Origin of the sequence: Moritella marina ATCC 15381 (assembly GCF_008931805.1) — a bacterium.
GTDB lineage: Bacteria > Pseudomonadota > Gammaproteobacteria > Enterobacterales > Moritellaceae > Moritella > Moritella marina.
Genome location: NZ_CP044399.1, coordinates 1,719,514 through 1,740,062, shown reverse-complemented (window position 1 = coordinate 1,740,062; position 20,549 = coordinate 1,719,514). Strand labels below are relative to the sequence as shown.

Sequence of the window (20,549 nt, the reverse complement as noted above, 5' to 3'; positions counted from 1 at the left end):
CCAATAATGATATATGCTGTTTTATAAAATACATTATTATGGCCGCATAAACCAAATCAAACGCACTACTGAGGCAATCATGAACAAAGAACAAGTATTACAAACAATTGAATTATTAAAAGCGGGTCACTCTTTAACTGACGTGACTAAAGTCGCTAAAATCAATGTTATGTACGTTAGTGTAATTCGTAAATTGATGGTCATGAACTTGATTGATGTCGAAGGTTAGTAGACGAGTTTAATTGTCAGCAAGTATGCAGACAAAAAAAGGCTGGTAAGATAAATAATTATCTCACCAGCCTTTTTGTTTTAAGCTACTTTCTGTGAATCAGCAATAAATGCTTAAATTAGAATTCTGCAGTGCGTGGTGCACGTGGGAAAGGAATTACGTCACGGATATTTTGCATACCAGTTACATAAGACACTAAACGCTCGAAGCCTAAACCGAAACCAGAATGTGGCACTGTGCCAAAACGACGTAGGTCGCGGTACCACCAGTAATCTTCTTTGTTTAAGCCCATTTCTTCCATACGCTTATCAAGCATATCTAAACGTTCTTCACGTTGGCTACCACCGATGATTTCGCCGATGCCCGGTGCAAGTACGTCCATTGCCGCAACTGTTTTACCGTCTTCATTCATGCGCATGTAGAATGATTTAATATCTTTCGGGTAGTTTTTAACAACAACAGGTGCTTTGAAGTGTTCTTCAGCAAGGTAACGTTCGTGCTCTGAAGACATATCGATACCCCAAGAAACTGGGAATTCGAATTCTTTACCACATTCTTCTAAGATCTTAATTGCGTCAGTGTAATCAATTTGCGCAAAATCAGATTCTACAAAGCTTTCTAAGCGCGTAATCGCTTCTTTGTTGATACGTTGTGCAAAGAACTGCATGTCATCCATACGCTCTTCTAATACTGCTTTAAAGCAATATTTAAGCATATCTTCAGCTAGTTTTGCTGCATCATCAAGGTCTGCAAACGCAATCTCAGGTTCAACCATCCAGAATTCTGCAAGGTGACGTGTCGTGTTTGAGTTTTCAGCACGGAATGTTGGACCGAAAGTATAAACTTTACCAATCGCACACGCATAAGTTTCAGCGTTAAGTTGACCTGATACCGTTAGGAAAGTCTCTTTACCAAAGAAATCTTCTTTGTAATCAACGTCACCTTTATCAGTTAAAGGTAGGTTATTCATATCCAGTGTACTTACACGGAACATTTCACCGGCACCTTCACAATCACTACCAGTGATAAGCGGTGTGCTTAACCAGTTATAACCATTTTCATGGTAAAAACGGTGAATTGCTTGTGATAAACAGTTACGAACACGCATAACCGCACCCATAACGTTAGTACGGCCACGTAGGTGAGCGTGTTCACGAAGGTATTCGATGCTGTGACGTTTAGCTGACATAGGGTAAGTATCAGGGTCTTCTACTAAACCAAGCACAATCACTTCTGTTGCTTGGATTTCGAATGATTGACCTTTACCTGGTGATTCAACAACGACACCAGTAACTTCAACTGAACAACTTGCAGTAAGATTTAATACGTCTGCTTCGTAGTTCGGTAAATCTTTACTTACAACTGCTTGGATAGGATCGAAACATGAACCATCGTAAATAGCTAAGAAAGAAATACCCGCTTTAGAATCACGACGTGTGCGGATCCAGCCTTTTGTTGTAACTGTGCTACCTACCGGGAATTTACCGGCAAAAATATCTTTAACTGACGAATGCGTCATAGGATTATTGCTCTCCAGCATAAAAAGCTCTTGCTGAGCGAAAAATGTTTATTTAAGTAAGGTTATATTACCTTTGCAGTTTCAGTATACAAGTAAAAACAATGAAAAATCATTTTGTTTGCTTATTATTTAGTAAATTAACACTGAAATTGGCAAATTGTTAAGGATCCTAATGATAATTAATTTGTTTTTTCTTTTGTTGCAGTAAATTTTCTTGATTTAATATGCTGCTGTTTAGTTTCATGGATTGGATATCGGGGTACTGGCTATTCGCGCGCTGGGCCGTACGTTGCTTTAAACTTTGTTCGAGATTTTCAAAATAGCTCGATTCGCTAATGTTGTTATCGAGCATTAAATTGTAGCGCTCTGACAAACCATGTGAGTCTGTCGCGTGTTCGAGTTTATTAATAATGTCATGCTCAAATTTGGCTTCATGAATGTAGCCAGTAATACTTGCAAGTGGTTCAATTATCTTAATATAAATAATATAGGCGATAGCTGAAAAACTCATTAAACTTAAACAGACGATCAAGACAGAATTAAACATAAATGACCTCGCACACTAAAATTAAACTAAGATAACGGCCTAAAATTTAGAACGTTATCTTGGCACTGATGGCTTCCGTCTGTCGTATTTCAGACAAGCGCCATTAGTTTAGCAAAGCCTATTTTTCTGATATTGCAAGTCAAACAAGCATTAAATGCAATTGATGATAGTTAAACCAAATGGATGATAGCTAAGGCCAATTGATTTTTGTTATGACGTTATTTAACCCAAATATCAGCATCAAGTACTTGTTTGATCACACCGCATAATGTTTCGAGCTCGGCCTGTGAAATAATATACGGAGGCATAATATACAAGAGTTTACCAAATGGCCTGATCCACACGCCTAATTCAACAAACACGACCTGTGCTTTTGCTAGATCGATAGATCGCGCAGTTTCAATCACGCCTATGCTGCCAAGTACACGTGCATCGGTCACGTTATCATGTTCAGTTAATGGTAATAATGCCTGTTGCATTTGCTTTTCAATGCCCGCAACTTGTTGCTCCCAGTCACTGGTCATTAACAAATCAATACTGGCGTTGGCGACAGCGCAGGCAAGGGGATTCCCCATGAATGTTGGGCCGTGCATCAATACACCGCTGGGACCATTGCTGATCGTTTCGGCTACGTGTCGAGTCGTCAGCGTGGCAGCTAGGGTCATATAACCCCCGGTAATGCCTTTACCCAAACACATAATATCAGGTGTGATCTCCGCATGTTCACAAGCAAATAATTTGCCGGTACGGCCAAAGCCTGTCGCAATTTCATCAGCAATCAGCAGGACGTCATAACGTTCACAAAGGAATTTCGCCTGACGCAGAAATTCCGGGTGATAGAACTTCATGCCACCAGCGCCTTGTACGATGGGCTCTAAAATAAACGCGGCAATGTGTTGATGGTTTTCAGCCAAGGTGTCGGCTAAATCTTGTATTGCACTGTTCTGCCATGGTTCATCAAATTTCACACTCGGTGCGTTAATAAAAAATTGTGGCGCTAGAAATCCAGTAAATAATTCGTGCATGCCATTATCAGGATCACAAACCGACATAGCGCCAAAAGTATCACCGTGATAACCATTACGTATGGTGATGAATTTCTTCTTCGTCGGTTGTTGATGGTGCCAATATTGAATGGCCATTTTCATGGCGACTTCGACACTCACTGACCCTGAATCTGACAAGAACACACACTCTAAACCTGCCGGGGTGATACCCACCAATTTTTGGCATAGATTTATTGCTGGTGTATGGGTGATACCACCAAACATAACATGCGACATTTTACTTGCTTGCACTTGCATCGCTTGATTTAACGCGGGTACGTTGTAGCCATGAATAGATGCCCACCAAGAAGACATGCCATCGATGATCTGGGTGCCGTCATTTAATGTTAAATAAACACCATTGGCGCTTTCGACGTGATAACAAGGTAGAGGCTTTGTCATTGACGTATATGGGTGCCAGATGTGTTGCTGGTCGAACTTCATTAAGTTATCGTTTGTTTTTTGAGTCATTGTAAACCTTGGTTTTAGCATTAGGTTGACCTTGCGGCTATGCTGGATAGACTAATCGAGTTTACGCACAAATTCAAATAAAGGATTTTAGATGACTAACCGTGTTCGCCATGATTGGCAAATTGATGAGATTGAAGCACTTTTTAACCAACCGTTTAATGATTTGATGTTTCAAGCTCAAACGGCACACCGTCAACATTTTGATCCGAACAGTGTGCAAATCAGTACACTGCTATCAATTAAAACCGGCGCTTGTCCGGAAGATTGTAAGTATTGCCCGCAGAGCGCACGTTATACCACTGGGATTGAAAAAGAACGTTTGATGCAAGTTGAAACCGTACTGACACGTGCTGCTGAAGCAAAAGACAATGGCGCGAGTCGTTTTTGTATGGGGGCTGCATGGAAAAACCCACATAAACGCGATATGCCGTACTTAATTGATATGGTGAAAGGTGTTAAAGCGATGGGCCTTGAAACGTGCATGACGCTAGGTATGTTAGCACCCGATCAAGCGAAATCATTGTCTGAAGCGGGTTTGGATTATTACAACCATAACTTAGATACGTCTGAAGAATATTACGAACAAATTATCACTACACGTACTTATCAAGATCGTTTAGATACTTTAGATCACGTGCGTGAAGCAGGCATGAAAGTCTGCTCTGGTGGTATCGTTGGTATGGGTGAGGAGCAACAAGACCGCTTTGGTCTGCTTAAGTCACTGGCTAATTTACCACATCATCCAGAAAGCGTACCAATTAATATGCTGGTTAAAGTCGCGGGTACACCACTTGAAGATGCGCCTGATTTAGATGCATTCGAATTTGTTCGTACCATCGCTGTTGCACGGATCATCATGCCGAAATCTTATGTTCGTTTATCGGCTGGACGTGAAGCGATGAGTGAACAAACGCAAGCACTGTGTTTCATGGCTGGCGCTAATTCGATTTTTTATGGTTGTAAGTTACTGACCACTGATAATCCAGACGAAGACAGTGATAAACGTTTATTTAGAAAGTTAGGTCTACAACCTGCACGTATTCGTGAAGCGAGTGATGAAGCACAGTCTGCGCAGCTGCTTGATGAAATTGCTGAACAAGCATCGCCGTCGCTTTTTTATGACGCAAGCGCTGTGAGTGAGAAGAGTGCTGTACTTTAATGGCCTTTGAATTCATTACGCAAGCATTACGTACCCAAGCCTCTGATGCGTTGTTGCGTACGCGGGCAATCAGTCATGGTGCGATTAATTTTTGCGCCAATGACTACCTCGGACTGTCCACACACCCAGAGGTTATCGCGGCTTGGCAACGTGGTGCCAATGAATATGGGGTGGGGAGTGGTGGTTCTGCTTTGGTGTCTGGTTATAGTCATGCGCACGCAGCCCTTGAAGATAAGTTAGCTGACATCACTGGCTATGAATCGAGTTTATTATTTAATTCAGGTTACAGCGCTAATCAAGCTTTGATTAAAGCGCTGTTGAATAAAAATGATCTGCTGATACAGGATAAGCTTAACCATGCCTCACTTATAGAAGCGGGGATGTATTCTCCTGCGACGATGAAACGTTTTAAGCATAATGACTGTGTTCACCTTGCCCAGTTACTCGAGCAATACCGCGCTACACATACTAATTCCCTGGTTGTTACTGAAGGTGTATTTAGTATGGATGGTGATATGGCTGACTTACAGGGCGTTAGTCAGCAGTGTAAAGCCCATGACAGTTGGCTATTAGTTGATGATGCGCACGGCTTTGGGGTATTACCGCAGGGTCAAAACAGCCTTAATCAACATGGTTCATTAGCTCGAGATGTCGATTTGTATATGGCGACGTTTGGCAAGGCGGTTGGTGTGTCAGGAGCGTTTGTTGCTGCATCAAAAGAGGTTATTGATTATTTAGTTAATTTTTCGAAACCTTATATTTATTCGACGGCCATGCCCAGTGCAATGGCGTTGTGTATAGATAAAGCGTTAACGATCATGATGGCTGAGACATGGCGAGTAACGCATTTAAACCAGCTTATTAGTTATTTCAAACAGCAATGTTTTTTACGTAATATTCCCCTGATGCCTTCTGATACAGCTATTCAACCGTTACTTATTGGCGATGCCTGTAAAGCGGTGTATATAAGTCAGTTACTTGCTAATCACGGACTGCTTGTGAAAGCGATTAGACCGCCGACGGTACCTGTTGGCACTTCGCGATTACGCATTACATTATCAGCTAATCATAGTGTTGCTGACATTGATTTATTACTGACCCATTTGAAAGGTGCGTTAGATAGTACTAAAAGAGATACCCTATGATTGATAAGAATGCTGTCGCACGCTGTTTTGGTAAAGCCGCTGCGAGTTATGATCAACATGCGATATTACAACGCTTGTCTAGCGATCGACTTTTGCAATACCTTCCTGGTACGCCTTCCCCCTCTAATAAAGGCGTCGCGATACGCTATAACACCACGATTGATCTAGGGTGTGGTAGTGGCGCGTTATTACCGACGTTGGGAAACTGTAGTAATCAATTGTTCGCTGTAGATCTTTCCTTCGGTATGCTGGCACACGCCAAGCAACAAGTGTATCGACAGCAAGAACGACAAGAACCACGGCAAACTAATCAACACGAACTGCATCCACTACAGGACAAGCTCACACCACCTCTTTATTGGCTAAATGCAGACGCAGAGGCGCTGCCTTTACAGTCTGGTAGTGTCGATTTGTGTGTATCAAATTTGGCATTGCAATGGTGTGATGACTTAGCGACACCCTTGATTGAAGCTTCACGTTGTTTAAAGCAAGGTGGTTTGATGCTATTTAGCACCTTGGTTTCAGGTAGTCTGGATGAGTTGACGCAATCTTGGTCTAGCGTTAACGAACATCGACATGTTAATCGGTTTTTGTCTGAAGGTGAAATTAAAGCCGCGCTATTAAAATCCGGTTTAAGTGTGGAAACATTTCAGGTTGAAATTCAAACCATGTATTACTCCAGCGTAAAAGAAGTAATGCAAAGTCTAAAAGGGATTGGTGCTAATCATGTGCATGATAAAGATGCTAAACCGACAACACAAGGTGAGTTAAGGGCATTTAAAGCAAACTATGAAACCTTACGCGATAACCAAGGCTTATTACCGCTTAGCTACAAGCTCGCTTACTGTTTATTACGTAAGTGTTAGCAAGCATATTTAGGACGACAAGTAAGATCATATTTAAGAGAAGACATACTAAGGTTAACGATGACAACAAATTGTAAAAAAGTATTTATTACCGGTACAGATACTGACGTAGGAAAAACCGTGGTTAGCTGTGCGGTACTTGATTACGCCAACAAATTAGGTCTAAAAACCGTGGGGTTGAAACCCATCTCAGCGGGGTGTGAAATAACACCTGAGGGTTTGCGCAATGAAGATGCAGTATTATTACAACAACATGCATCGCAGTTATTAGATTATCAAGTGGTAAACCCAATTGCTTATCAAGCAGCAATAGCCCCGCATATCGCCGCGCATAATCAAGGTGAGTCTATTGATTTGGCGTTAGTGGATGAATCATTAGCTAAACTGCCGGATGATATTGATTTTGCTGTGATAGAGGGTGCTGGTGGTTGGCACTTACCGATTAGTATGAATAAAAATAACTCTGATAACAGTAACTTATTTTCATCATGGGTGGCTGAAAATAACTTAGATGTTATTCTTGTCGTAGGGGTTAAGTTAGGTTGTTTGAATCACGCGATATTATCAGCGCAAGCCATTACCCATTCAGGGGCTAATCTAATCGGTTGGGTCGCCAATCGTCCCACCACTGATATTGCTAATTATGATGACATGATTGCAACTTTAAGGGGGGCATTAGCAGTCCCATTAATGGGAGAAATGCCTTATTTTTCATCAATTGAAGATAAAAATAATAATTCAGCTAACTATTTGGATTTAACTTCTTATTTGTCGCTGTAAAGGATAATATACTTAACCATAAAATACTTCTTGGTACTGAAGTGCTTACAATTATAATCACTAGTAGGTATTAATGGCCAAGCGGTTGGAGTAAGTGTAATAACGAGAGGGCAAACAGGGCGTGGCTAAGATAGTTTTAAAACAAGAAGACAAATTATCATTTAAACTTAACCACCTTATTCCACAGGGTGATTATCGTCGTGTAGATGTATACTTCTTATTACCTAACGAGATGGGTATTAATCCTCGTACATTGTCTGAAGATGATTACTTTTACCGTGGTATTCAAGGCAAGCGCGCGTATTATTCTGAGGGACTACACCTGCCATTAGTGCAAAGCCGTTTTGCCAGTCGAATGAAACGTTCTCCAGACGAATACCGCGTTAATCTAAACCTCTTTGCTTATCAATTTGCTAAAGCGTTCGAAAAAGATATCCGTAATATTCAAGAACAAATTGATCAAACACTATTTTTCTCTGCATTAATTGAACTTAATGATGTCGCTAAATCGATCATTAAGAAGTTTCGTCGTAATGCCCCAACAGATGAAAAATTAAAAGCATATTTTAATAATGTGGATAATTATCTTTCCTGGTTTAGTGAGCAATGTTGCTACAAGGCATTGTCTAAGCGCAAAAAGAGTAATGAATTTCTAGATGAGCGTGCTGAGATCATCGGTTTTTGCCGAGGCGAAGCCAAGTATCGTTTAGAAAATGGTTATAACTCGCCGAATACCTTGTTAGATCCAAACCGCATTGCCAATAAGATGCGCTTGCTACGTCGCCTAATCGAGCATGGTGTGATCTTTAAAGAAGAGACTCAAGCACTCGGTACACATCAGAAAAAAATAGTCAAAGGGACGGCGACATCTCTGGTGATGGTGATAGTGCTAAGTATGATTTTCTTTGCACAAGGTGAATTAAAGGGTCTTACTTATGCGTTGATTGCAGTGCTATCGGTTATTTATGGTTTCAGGGAGATCTTTAAAGACGAGTTTAATAATACGTTGTGGCGCTGGATCCGTAAGGGACGCCCAAAGTGGTCAAGACACTTAATCGATACATCAAATAAGCAAATAATTTCCAAGCAACGCATATGGTTGGATTTTATTAAGCAGAGTAAATTGCCCAAAGTCGTGCGTGATGTTTTATACCGACGTCGACCACAGAATAAACAAGAATCTATTTTATTACACTACAGGTTAGATACCAAAGTCAGTAATAAAGGTTTCCAACCAGGCTATGATCGCATTCAAGAGCAGATATTTTTTAGTGTTAGGCCACTTATTCGTTATTTAGAACGTGGGACTGGGGCAGTTTTCACTGAGAATGACGGTAAGATAAGTAAAGAAGCAATTGAGCGTCGCTATCAAGTTAACGTCGTTGTTGGCTTGAAAGATGATAGTGCTAAAGTGGTTTATCAACGACATAAGATAACAGTCAATCGTTCTGGTATTCTCGATATTGAAGCCGCAGACGAATTCAGTGAGATCCTTTAATTTAAAACCTATATATAGCTATTAAATTTGAAAACATTCTAATATCTTTATAATAATTTAATCAAACGTTTGAACTATTACTCACTTTAGCTCCTACTTTTGCATTAAACTTGTTGCGATTATGTTGCTCATGTGAAATATTTGTTCTGGATGCTTTAGTTGATTTTGATCGGTTCGTCATCTATAAGCCATTATTAATGAAGCTACATGAATATAAGCAAAGGAGTGCTGATAATGGATGGACAAGGAGATGTTATTGGGGGCTGGTTAGTTGCTTTATACAAAGCGCTATTATGGAAGGGAATTGAACCTTTCGAATTACTATCTAAATCAGATGTTTGCATGGAAGAAGTTACAAGCGTAGGCAGCCGAGTTCCGGTTAAGCTGTGCAATAAACTCTTTGAGCAATCTGCATTATTGACTGATGATCCGCTGTTACCTATTAAAGTGAGCCAATGTATCGTCGCGACCACCTTTCATGCATTAGGCTATGCACTGCAGGCATCTTCATCATTACAAGACGCATTTAGCCGTTTAGTTCATTATGATCGTGTACTGAGTAGTGCGTGTCGTATTAATTTAACGGAAGACGAACAGTTCTGTTATTTAGCGCTGAACTTGAATGATTCAGCTGACAATATTGATCGCATTGGTACACAACTAGAACTTACTATGTTGCTGTCGATTATAAAAATATGCCGTGACCTTTCAAATCCAGGTTTCTCACCAGTCAAAATATATACCACTGTACCTGCACGATGTGTAGATAAGTTTGAAGCTCACTCTGGTTGCCCTATTGAATTTAATTCAGGCCAATCGATGTTAGTGATGGACCGTAAATTATTATCGAAACGCCTCCCCAATTTTGCCCCAGACCTTGTTTCTCTGAGTGATAAAGCGGCGGATGATTATCTTGCCGGACTTGATTGTAATGATGTTGTTAGCCAAGTGCGTTCTGAAGTTGTTTCTGTCATGGCAACGGGTGTACCTAATATTGATTTTGTGGCTGGAAAACTGAACTTTAGTCAACGTAGTTTACAGCGAAAACTGAATGATTCAGGTACCAGCTATAAAGATTTAGTCGAAAACATACGTCAAACAACTGCTGTTCAGCATTTAGATCAAAACCGTCTATCGTTAGGGGAAATAAGCTATTTGTTAGGCTTTTCTAATGTGGCTAATTTCTCTCGGGCTTTTAAACGTTGGAAAGGGATTACACCGGGGGCTTACCGAGGAGAACATGAACATTCTAAAATAGCTGTGAATTTATAGCGGTTGATATGATCGCATCATGTGGTGATGGAGTGCCATTGAATAAAATATGGGTCTTATTGAGAAGACTTTCGTAAACTTAAGGGATTAAGGTGATAAAAATGCCACGAATGGATAAAAAATCGCTCGCGCTGTTATGTGCATTAAGTTTACCTGTCACATTACAAGTGCAAAGTGCTAGCGAAGAAAAAGTGATAACTGATGATTTAAGTAGTACAAGCAGTTATGTTAATAACAATGTTCTGCAGCTTGCTGCTGAAATGAATAGCCTGGTCGAAGAAAGTGTTTTTTTAGATATTGAATATTTTCAAAAACGTCAAATTATGGTCGGTGAATACGGCCGTATTCTTGTGCGTTCGAGTACCGATTCCGCTTGGGTTCAGGCTCATGTTCCGGTGCAAACGACCATCACTGCGGTCGACTTTATTGATGATAAAGTGGCTTGGGCTGTCGGTCATCAAGGGGTCATTTTAAAAACTACTGACGGCGGACATAACTGGATTAAAGTGTTTGACGGTTTACAGTTAACGGGTTTGTTAAAAACCAGTTTGGAGCAACAAATTACGCTCTTAACGGCTCAATTTGAACGTGCTGAAGCGGATGGCTTTATTGATGGTGACAGTATTGATGAAGATGCGCTTGATGAGTTAGAGATGCAACTCGATGATGCGATTTATAAACTCGAAGACTTAACGGCGAATGCGGGCATTGAGATTTCATTCTTTGATGTTCGATTCACGACACCCGATTATGGTCTTGTCGTTGGTGCCTATGGCGCAATGCTTGAAACTAAAGATGCAGGCAATAGCTGGCAGTATATCGGTTATCAAGTTCCTAACCCTGAAGGATTCCATCTCAATGCGATAACGACTGACGCCGATAATAATATCTATGTCGTCGGAGAAGCTGGTTTGGCTATGGTGACTTCTAATTCTAAACAGCACAAGAGCTGGCGTGCTTTAGATATCGATTATATGGGCTCTCTGTTTGGTATCGACGTAAATGGACCGATACTCTATAGCTACGGGTTACGTGGCAATATGTTCGCTTCAAAAGACCAAGGCGAGACTTGGCAGTATCTGGATACAGGTGTGACTAATCATATTTTTTCTGCTGATTGGCTCAATAGTACAGAGCTGCTATTAGTCGGTGCTGGTGGACTGAAGCTTGTTTATAACGGTGAAACCTTCACTAACATTTCAGCATCAAATCAACGTATCGATATCACCGCAGTTAAAGTTTTTGATGATAACGTGCTGACGACAGGGTTACGCGGTTGGCAAACTAGTCGTAAAAATGAACTCGTACAGGGAGGTCTGAAGTAATATGGAAAAGCTTACAATTTGGATCGAGAAGCAGTTATTTGGTTTTAAATATATCGTGTTTGCAGTGATCTTGTTACTGACTGCTTTTTTGGCGTATAACGCGAGTTTAGTTAGACCAAGTGCATCATTTGAAAAGATGATCCCAGTGCAACATGAATATGTGCAGAATTATTTAAATTACAAACAAGAGCTAGCGAGCTTAGGCAATAGTGTACGTGTTGTTATTGAAAACGAAAATGGCGATATCTTTAATGCTGAATTTCAAGAGCAGATGCGTACGCTAAATGATGAGTTATTTTTTATTTCTGGTGTTGATCGCTCGGGGATGAAATCAATTTGGACTGCAAACGTAACTTGGGCTGAAGTAACCGAAGATGGATTTGTCGGTGGCACTGTGATCCCGAGTGATTACGATGGCAGCCAACCTACGCTGGACCGATTACGTCGCAATGTGATGCTATCGGGTCAAGTCGGCTACTTAGTCGGTGATAATTTAAAATCAGCAGTATTCTTACTGCCGTTAATGAGTATTAACCCAGATACAGGTAAACCACTCGATTACAATCAATTATCAAATACATTAGAAGAGATCCGCAGTAAGTATGAAGTGAATGGGGTAAAGGTTCACATTACTGGTTTTGCTAAAGTCGTTGGTGATCTTATTGCCGGTGCGGCGGAAGTTGTGATCTTTTTCTTAACGGCTATTGCCATTACTTTTGCTTTGTTGTATCTGTATAGCCGCTGCTTAAGAAGTACCTTTGTGACTGTTACTTGTGCATTAGTAGCGGTTATCTGGCAACTTGGTTTACTTAATTTATTGGGGCAGGGACTGGATCCTTACTCTATGTTAGTGCCGTTTTTAGTGTTTGCGATTGCGGTGAGCCATGGTGTACAGCTTATTAGTGCTATCGGTCAGCATATGGCTGCTGGTAATAAAGCGGAGCAAGCCGCTCGCCTTGGGTTTAGAGCGTTAGCGATTCCAGGTTTGATTGCACTGTTAAGTGATGGACTTGGTTTTATTACTTTAAATGTGATTGAAATTGAAGTGATTCAAGATCTTGCCACTGCAGCAAGTGTTGGTGTCGCGGTTATTTTATTAACTAATCTTATCTTATTACCTATTTTGATGTCTTGGACTGGTGTTTCACCCGCAGGCATTAAATACTTATTGGCTGAGCAATCGAAAACGCCCTTAATTGTTACAATGTTTAGTCGTTTTGCTGATGCTAAATGGGCTAAGTCAGCGCTGTTTTTCGGTGTGTTTTGTCTTGCTGTCGGTTTATACCAAGGTCAATCACTCAAAATTGGTGATCTTGATGCTGGCGCGCCAGAGCTGCGTGCTGATAGTCGTTATAACCTTGATAATGCATATGTGGTGAATAACTACCAAGCCAGTACTGACATTATGGTGTTGATGGTTGAAACGCCTGCTGAGCAGTGTAGTAGTTATCATACCTTAAATGCGGTGAATCAATTACAAGCCCATGTTGAGGGCATTCCAGGCGTACAATCAACATTATCTGTGGCGACAATTGCGAAGAAAGCCATCGTTGGTATGAATGAGGGTAACCCGAAATGGCAAGGTTTGAGTCCCAATCAGCTGGTGCTTAACGCTGCTGTTGGTCGTGCGCCTGCTGCGTTTATGAATAATACATGCAGCATGTTACCGCTGATTATTTATCTTGATGATCATAAGGCTAATACGTTGGAAACCGTGATCGCAGATATCACCGCTTTCACTGCAGTAAATAAAACGGAGGGTGTGAATTTTGCCCTTGCCGCTGGTAATGCCGGTATTGAAGCGGCTACCAATAGTGTGATTGAAAAAGCCCAATATCAAATGCTTATGTGGGTGTATGGTGTTGTTGCTATATTATGCTTCCTGACATTCCGTTCTGTTAAAACACTGATATGCATTATTTTACCGCTAGCATTGACCTCTATTTTAGGGCAAGCGTTAATGGCGACATTGGGTATTGGTGTGAAAGTGGCTACTTTACCAGTGATCGCACTCGGTGTCGGGATTGGTGTTGATTACGGTATTTATATTTATAGCCAGTTATCTGCGCGTTTAAAAATAGGTGATAATTTACAAGACGCTTATAAATACGCATTATCAAGTACTGGTAAAGCGGTTGCATTTACGGGTGTTACGTTAGCGATTGGCGTATGTACTTGGGTGCTTTCACCGATTAAATTTCAAGCGGATATGGGGTTAATGCTTACCTTTATGTTTATTTGGAATATGCTCGGGGCTTTGTGTTTCTTACCGGCGCTTGCTTGGTTATTGAATGTTGGTGGTAATAGGGCAATTGTTACACAGGCTGATCACACTAAGATGGAGGACGTTAATAGCAACGCTGCATAACATTAAGTCGATTAAGGCTATTAATGAAAGCGGTTAACGCGTAATTGTGTAAAGGGTTGGTCCATTTGGGTCAGCCCTTTTGCGTTAATGTGGTTAAAAAACAGTTATTATGAGGTTCTGAGCCTGGAAAGTTTGGAGTTTTACCTAACCTAGGTTTAAAATGACCACCTATCTCAATAACAAGACAGTTTTCATGGATCAACAACGTACAGCTTGGCAGACGGTCAAGCGATTTTCTATATATGTTCTCGACTTAAAAACTACTTTAGGCCTTGGTGTCCTCGCTATGCTGGGTTACGGCATTGTCGATGCAACTTTACTTAATATTCTCCAGCCGATTGTCGATGATGGCTTTAATGCTGAAACGTCAGCATTCTTGAAATGGATGCCATTGTTTGTGGTTGGCATGGTAACTTTACGTGGTTTAGCTTCGTTTGGTTCAAGTTATTGCATGGCGAAAGCCGGTAATACTGTCGTCATGCGTTTACAGCGTCAGCTATTTGATCATCTTATGCACTTACCTGTGAGCTTTTTTGATAAAACGCCATCGGGTGAATTAGTATCAAAAATTATCTATGACTCAACACAAGTGTCAGGCGCAGCATCTAAAACTATCGTGAATGTATTCCGCAGTGGTGCGTTTATTCTTGGTTTGCTTATTTGGATGTTCTATCAGAGCTGGCAGTTATCTCTGGTGTTATTATTTATTGCACCATTAGTTGGTATCATTATCGGCTCTGTGAGTCGTCGTTTTCGTGTGATAAGTCGCCGCTTACAGCAAGCTATGGGTAATGTGTCATCAACAGCCCAACAAATGTTACATGGTCATAAAGACGTATTAATGTCTGCAGGGCATGACACAGAACGTCAGCGTTTTGGTACTGTGAGTAATCATATTCGCCAACAACAAATGAAAATGGCAACAACGAGTGCCGCGAGTAATGCGTTAGTACAGATTGTTGCATCATTCGCACTTGGTGTCGTGTTATATCTCGCCTCTTTTGATTCTATTCGCGCGGAACTTACCCCGGGTAAATTCGTGGCGATTGTTGGTTCGATGATGGCGTTATTACGTCCATTACGTGACATTACTAATGTAAACTCTGAAGTCCAAAAAGCAATTTCAGCATGTAATAGCTTATTTGATATTCTTGATCTAGAAGCCGAGAAAAATAAGGGCACGTATGTACCGGAACGTGTTGCAGGTAAAATAACTTTCTCGAATGTTGACTTCACGTATCCAACTGCGAGTGCACGCTTGATTGAGAATATGAATTTTACCGCACAACCGGGCGAGATGATTGCGCTTGTTGGTCGTTCTGGCAGTGGTAAATCAACATTGGCTAGTTTGATTACGCGTTTTTATGAAATAGAAAAGGGCGAGATTAGTATTGATGATAGACCTCTTCATGATTATGAATTGAAATCGTTACGTAACCAGATTGCCTTAGTCTCGCAAAATGTACATTTATTTAATGACTCGGTTGCTGCAAACATCGCTTATGGTCGTATCAATGAAGTGACGCGCGAAGAGATTATTGAAGCCGCAACTAAAGCGAATGCGCTAGAGTTCATCGAAGGTTTTGAAAATGGCTTTGATACCATGGTTGGTGAAAATGGCGCGATGCTCTCGGGTGGTCAACGCCAGCGAATCGCGATTGCACGTGCGCTATTACAAGATGCCCCTATTTTGATTCTTGATGAAGCAACCTCGGCATTAGATGCTGAATCTGAGAAAAAAGTACAGCAAGCGCTAGAGACATTACAAAAAGACCGAACCTCGTTAGTGATTGCCCATCGTTTAACCACGATCGAAGCTGCCGACCGTATCTTGGTGCTTGAAGCCGGTTCTATCATTGAAAGTGGTTCGCACACCGAACTCCTTGCAAAAGGCGAGCATTACGCACAATTACACCGTTTACAACTTGGCGGCTAAGCGCGCGTTAGGTGTGAAACATAGGAACCGGTGTGAATAACAGGAGCGAGTGTGAAAATTGAAGAGGATGTTTGGTATGGTAACCACTGGTCAAAGTGGTTGCTGGCGCCATTAAGTGTGACGTTTGCTGCCATTACATGCAGTCGCCGTAAGCTATTTGAGCTGGGCATTAAAGCCAGTATTAAACCTGCTGTGCCGACTATCGTTGTCGGTAACATTACAGTGGGTGGCACAGGTAAAACACCTTTGGTCGTTTACTTGTGTGAACAGCTTACGGCCGCTGGTTACAAACCGGGGATTATCAGCCGAGGTTATGGCTCGAAAGCACCAAAATATCCCTATATTGTTAATCACGATTCGCCTGTCGAACACAGTGGTGACGAACCGTTTATGTTACATAAACGCACGCAATGCCCACTTGTTATTAGCCCTGTACGCACTGCTGCAGCGGCGCATTTATTAGCACACTTTGATGTTGACGTGATTATCACTGATGATGGTTTACAACATTATGCAATGCAACGTGATATAGAACTGATTGTTATTGATGGTAAACGCCGTCTTGGCAATGGTCACTTATTACCGATGGGACCGTTACGTGAAGGTGCTTGGCGTCTAAAAACCGCCGACTTTGTTATTTGTAATGGTGGTAACGGTTTAACTGGCGAGGCAAATATGCGTTTGGTGGCAGCGCCGTTACGTAAAGTCAGTAATAATGATGCTGCTGCGCCAGGTGTTGGATCTGGTGCCAATGTTGCTATTGCTGGCATTGGTAATCCACAGCGCTTTTATAACACCTTAGAAAAACACGATTATGTGATTGAAGAGCAGCTTTCATTTCCCGATCATCATGCTTTCACTGCTACTGATATTACTCAGTTTGCAGCGGGGCGCACCGTTATCATGACTGAAAAAGATGCTGTTAAATGTCAGTCTTTCGCTCAGGATAATTGGTATTACTTACCGGTAAACGCAAGTTTAGATAGCGATTTTTTACCGCTGTTATTATTAAAATTAAAGGAACTAAACCATGACTTTGGATCATAACTTACTTGAAATTATTGCTTGCCCTGTTTGTAAAGGTAAATTGAATTTCGACAAAAGCAACAATGAACTTATTTGTAATGCTGACCGTCTTGCTTATCCTATTACTGAAGGTATCCCAGTATTATTGCAAGCTAAAGCGCGTCAGTTAACATCTGAAGAATTAGCAAAATGAGTTTCATTGTCATTATCCCATCACGCTATCAGTCAAGCCGGTTACCCGGTAAACCGTTAGTTGATATTTGTGGTAAAACAATGATCCAGCGTGTCGCTGAGCAAGCCTTGCAAAGTGGTGCGTCGCGCGTTGTTATTGCTACCGATGATGTGCGTATTGAGCAAGCAGTAGTCGCATTAGGTTATGAAGTCTGTATGACTTCTCCTGATCATAATTCGGGAACAGAACGCCTCGCTGAAGTGTGCAGCAAGCTCGGTTTTAATGATAATGATATCATCGTGAATGTTCAAGGCGATGAGCCATTGATTCCCCCACGTATTATTGAGCAAGTTGCAACAAATCTGGGTAAGCAAAGTATAGCGCGTATGGCGACATTGTCTGTTGCTATTACCGATGTGGAAGAGGTCTTTAACCCGAATGCGGTTAAAGTGGTGACGGATAAGCAGGGTTATGCTTTGTATTTTAGTCGTGCACCGATTCCATATCACCGTGATAACTTTATGCACGAACCAGTGACCGACATTAAACCTGTTTACCAACGTCATATTGGTATCTATGCATACCGCGCTGGTTTTATTCGTGATTATGTTCAGTGGCAAGAAACTGAACTTGAACAGATTGAGTCACTAGAGCAACTGCGCGTACTTTGGCATGGTGAAAAGATTCATGTAGAAGAAGCGCTTGAAGCACCTGCAGCTGGTGTAGATACTCCGGAAGATTTGGTTGTGGTACGCGATATTGTTAGTGCGCAATGCAGCGAGTAAGTGATCGTTAATACAGCGCAGTCATAAATGTATAAATTGTAAATACAAAAATGCCGTTCATCAATTGATGAACGGCATTTTTATTATCTTCGATTTACTTACAATGTCCTTACAGTCAATAACCTTATTGACTGTATAAATAGCGCGATTGGATTATTTCAATCGCGCTATTGTGGTCATTAATGGTCGGCTGCTGCACCTGCACCACGTGGGAAGCGTAAGTTTTCAACGAGCTGTTGGATATGTAGTGGCGCATCGCCAGTTACTTTAGTGACAACAAATGCCACGGTAAAGTTAACGATTGCACCGACAGAACCAAATGCATTAGGTGAAATACCAAAGAACCAATTTTCTTCCATACCACCTAGGAACGAAGTACCTGGGATAAACATGATGCCTTTATGTTGGAATACATACAGCATAGTGATACCTAAACCTGCACACATACCTGATACGGCAGCTGTACCATTAATTTTCTTAGAAAAAATACCCATCATTAACGCTGGGAATAGCGATGAACCTGCTAAACCAAAGGCGAGGGCAACGGTACCTGCGGCGAATCCAGGCGGATTTAAACCAAGGTAGCCAGCGATGATAATAGAAATAGTCATGACGATACGGCCTGCTTTTAGTTCGGCTTTTTCGGTCATGTTTGGTGTTAGTATTCCTTTCATTAAATCATGCGAAATAGCAGATGAAATGGCCAGTAGTAAACCTGCGGCAGTTGAGAGCGCAGCAGCTAGACCACCAGCGGCCACTAATGCAATCACCCAGTTTGGTAGGTTTGCAATAGCAGGGTTCGCTAATACCATGATGTCACGGTCTACTTTAACCATTTCATTTTTAACAGGGTCTGCAACATAATTAATTTTGCCATCGCCATTTTTATCTTCAAATTTTAATAGACCAGTGCCTTCCCAATCTTTAAACCATTGTGGACGTTTATCATATTCAAGTTGTTGGCCTGCTGATGGCTCAATCGTATTGATAAGATTGAAGCGAGCCATTGCGCCAACCGCTGGTGCGACAGTGTAAAGTAAAGCAATAAATACTAATGCGTAACCAGCTGATGCTCGTGCATCTTTTACTGTTGGAACGGTAAAGAAACGCATGATCACGTGTGGTAAACCAGCAGTACCAATCATTAATGATAAGGTATACGCGAACATGTTTAATGTGCCGCCCATATTATCAGTGGTGTATTGGTTAAAGCCAAGGTCGGTGACAACCATATCGATTTTATCAAGTAGATAAACACCACTTCCGTCTGCAAGGGTACTACCCAAACCAAGTTGTGGTATTGGATTACCTGTGAGTTGTAATGAAATAAATACCGCAGGAATAGTATAAGCAAAAATAAGTACACAATATTGCGCGATTTGCGTATAAGTAATACCTTTCATGCCACCTAATACAGCATAAACCCATACCACAACCATGCCTATGCCTAAACCTAAGTCATAATCAACTTCTAAGAATCGAGAGAAAGCAACACCAACACCTTTCATTTGGCCGATGATATAGGTAACTGACGCCACGATTAAGCACACAATCGCAACAATACGGGCTGTTTTAGAGTCATAACGATCGGCAATGAATTCTGGGACGGTAAACTTACCGTGTTTGCGCATGTAAGGCGCAAGTAAGGTCGCTAGCAGCACAAAACCACCTGTCCAACCCATTAAAAATACTGAACCACCATAACCAAGAAAGGCAATAAGACCAGCCATTGATAAGAACGACGCGGCACTCATCCAATCTGCGCCGATTGCCATACCATTTTGTAATGGGCTAATACCACCTCCGGCTGCATAGAAGTCGCTGGTTGTCTTAGCGCGAGCAAACCAAGCAATGGCAAAGTAGAGGGTGAATGATCCAAATACGGCGATGTAAGTATAGAGTTTTAATTCGGTCATTTATTCTTCCTCAACATTGTGTTTTTTGTCCAGTTTATTCATCTGTACGGCATACCAAAAAACTAAACCAACGAAGGTATAAATTGACCCTTGTTGCGCGAACCAGAAACCAAGCTTGTATCCACCGAGTCTAAATTCATTTAATTGCTCGACGAATAAAATGCCACAGCCAAAAGACACCACAAACCAAATTACTAGACAGGTTAGTATGAGTCGTATATTGGTTTGCCAATAGGCGTTTTCTTGTTCCATATCCTTTCTCCCAAAAAAAACGATTAAATCTTCATATGTAAAATTAGATAGTTATCGATCACTTGAATCAGTTGTCCTTAACTTGAATGACAAATCGTCAGTGTTCGCACTAGCATGTTGTAAATTTAGCAACCTTTAAAAAATAACCCTATACAACTTTCGTCTATATATTATTTTGGGATGTTGACGATTTAGAGGTATAGGGTTAAAACTTAACGTACACATTAATTGTAATTG

The 20,549-nt window shown here is 41.2% G+C and carries 18 protein-coding genes; 13 read left to right on the top strand and 5 right to left on the bottom strand.

What is annotated here, in order from left to right; translation table 11 throughout:
- Window positions 1–79: 79 nt before the first annotated feature.
- A complete protein-coding gene (locus FR932_RS21440) occupies window positions 80–229 on the top strand; it encodes a hypothetical protein (protein ID WP_019440015.1) in 150 nt (49 codons plus the stop codon).
- A 118-nt stretch (window positions 230–347) separates the two neighbouring features.
- On the opposite strand, the gene asnS is transcribed toward FR932_RS21440, so the two are convergent.
- The 3 genes from asnS to bioA all read right to left on the bottom strand — a co-directional run bounded on the left by asnS (window position 348) and on the right by bioA (window position 3,812).
- Window positions 348–1,748: an asparagine--tRNA ligase gene (gene asnS / locus FR932_RS07790; RefSeq protein ID WP_019440016.1), complete on the bottom strand. Its 1,401-nt coding sequence runs from the start codon at window positions 1,746–1,748 to the stop codon at window positions 348–350.
- Window positions 1,749–1,917: 169 nt separating this feature from the next.
- Window positions 1,918–2,295, bottom strand: a complete 378-nt coding sequence (locus tag FR932_RS07785) for a hypothetical protein (protein ID WP_019440017.1) — start codon at window positions 2,293–2,295, stop codon at window positions 1,918–1,920.
- A 218-nt stretch (window positions 2,296–2,513) separates the two neighbouring features.
- Window positions 2,514–3,812, bottom strand: coding sequence for an adenosylmethionine--8-amino-7-oxononanoate transaminase (bioA, locus tag FR932_RS07780; RefSeq protein ID WP_019440018.1), 1,299 nt, complete (start codon window positions 3,810–3,812; stop codon window positions 2,514–2,516).
- A 91-nt stretch (window positions 3,813–3,903) separates the two neighbouring features.
- On the opposite strand from bioA, the gene bioB reads away from it, so the two are divergent.
- The 12 genes from bioB to kdsB all read left to right on the top strand — a co-directional run bounded on the left by bioB (window position 3,904) and on the right by kdsB (window position 18,144).
- The gene (gene bioB, locus FR932_RS07775; protein WP_019440019.1) at window positions 3,904–4,971 is read left to right on the top strand and encodes a biotin synthase BioB; all 1,068 of its coding nucleotides are present in this window, start codon (window positions 3,904–3,906) and stop codon (window positions 4,969–4,971) included.
- Window positions 4,971–6,116 carry an aminotransferase class I/II-fold pyridoxal phosphate-dependent enzyme gene (locus FR932_RS07770; protein ID WP_019440020.1) on the top strand — a complete coding sequence of 382 codons (1,146 nt, stop codon included), beginning with the start codon at window positions 4,971–4,973 and terminating at the stop codon, window positions 6,114–6,116. The genes bioB and FR932_RS07770 overlap by 1 nt, the downstream gene beginning before the upstream one ends.
- Window positions 6,113–6,982 carry a malonyl-ACP O-methyltransferase BioC gene (bioC, locus tag FR932_RS07765; RefSeq protein ID WP_019440021.1) on the top strand — a complete coding sequence of 290 codons (870 nt, stop codon included), beginning with the start codon at window positions 6,113–6,115 and terminating at the stop codon, window positions 6,980–6,982. Before FR932_RS07770 ends, bioC begins: the two co-directional genes overlap by 4 nt.
- A gap of 60 nt (window positions 6,983–7,042) precedes the next feature.
- Window positions 7,043–7,762 (top strand): dethiobiotin synthase, encoded by a 720-nt coding sequence (gene bioD, locus FR932_RS07760; protein ID WP_019440022.1) that lies wholly within the window; start codon window positions 7,043–7,045, stop codon window positions 7,760–7,762.
- A gap of 121 nt (window positions 7,763–7,883) precedes the next feature.
- Window positions 7,884–9,260, top strand: coding sequence for a hypothetical protein (locus tag FR932_RS07755; RefSeq protein ID WP_019440023.1), 1,377 nt, complete (start codon window positions 7,884–7,886; stop codon window positions 9,258–9,260).
- Between the two features lie 234 nt (window positions 9,261–9,494).
- On the top strand, window positions 9,495–10,532 hold the full coding sequence (locus tag FR932_RS07750; protein WP_019440024.1) for an AraC family transcriptional regulator: 1,038 nt from the start codon (window positions 9,495–9,497) through the stop codon (window positions 10,530–10,532).
- Between the two features lie 101 nt (window positions 10,533–10,633).
- Window positions 10,634–11,857, top strand: coding sequence for a YCF48-related protein (locus FR932_RS07745; RefSeq protein ID WP_019440025.1), 1,224 nt, complete (start codon window positions 10,634–10,636; stop codon window positions 11,855–11,857).
- 1 nt (window position 11,858) lies between these two features.
- Window positions 11,859–14,225, top strand: coding sequence for an efflux RND transporter permease subunit (locus tag FR932_RS07740; protein ID WP_019440026.1), 2,367 nt, complete (start codon window positions 11,859–11,861; stop codon window positions 14,223–14,225).
- A gap of 160 nt (window positions 14,226–14,385) precedes the next feature.
- Window positions 14,386–16,161: a lipid A export permease/ATP-binding protein MsbA gene (gene msbA, locus FR932_RS07735; RefSeq protein WP_019440027.1), complete on the top strand. Its 1,776-nt coding sequence runs from the start codon at window positions 14,386–14,388 to the stop codon at window positions 16,159–16,161.
- A 51-nt stretch (window positions 16,162–16,212) separates the two neighbouring features.
- Window positions 16,213–17,208 (top strand): tetraacyldisaccharide 4'-kinase, encoded by a 996-nt coding sequence (gene lpxK, locus FR932_RS07730; protein WP_019440028.1) that lies wholly within the window; start codon window positions 16,213–16,215, stop codon window positions 17,206–17,208.
- Complete coding sequence (locus FR932_RS07725) at window positions 17,192–17,380, top strand: Trm112 family protein (protein ID WP_019440029.1); 189 nt, start codon at window positions 17,192–17,194, stop codon at window positions 17,378–17,380. Before lpxK ends, FR932_RS07725 begins: the two co-directional genes overlap by 17 nt.
- On the top strand, window positions 17,377–18,144 hold the full coding sequence (gene kdsB, locus FR932_RS07720; RefSeq protein WP_019440030.1) for a 3-deoxy-manno-octulosonate cytidylyltransferase: 768 nt from the start codon (window positions 17,377–17,379) through the stop codon (window positions 18,142–18,144). Before FR932_RS07725 ends, kdsB begins: the two co-directional genes overlap by 4 nt.
- Before the next feature lie 179 nt (window positions 18,145–18,323).
- Here the strand turns inward: kdsB and FR932_RS07715 are convergent, their stop codons facing one another.
- A complete protein-coding gene (locus FR932_RS07715) occupies window positions 18,324–20,060 on the bottom strand; it encodes a sodium:solute symporter family protein (RefSeq protein WP_019440031.1) in 1,737 nt (578 codons plus the stop codon).
- Window positions 20,061–20,312, bottom strand: a complete 252-nt coding sequence (locus FR932_RS07710; protein WP_017222232.1) for a DUF4212 domain-containing protein — start codon at window positions 20,310–20,312, stop codon at window positions 20,061–20,063.
- Window positions 20,313–20,549 lie beyond the last annotated feature (237 nt).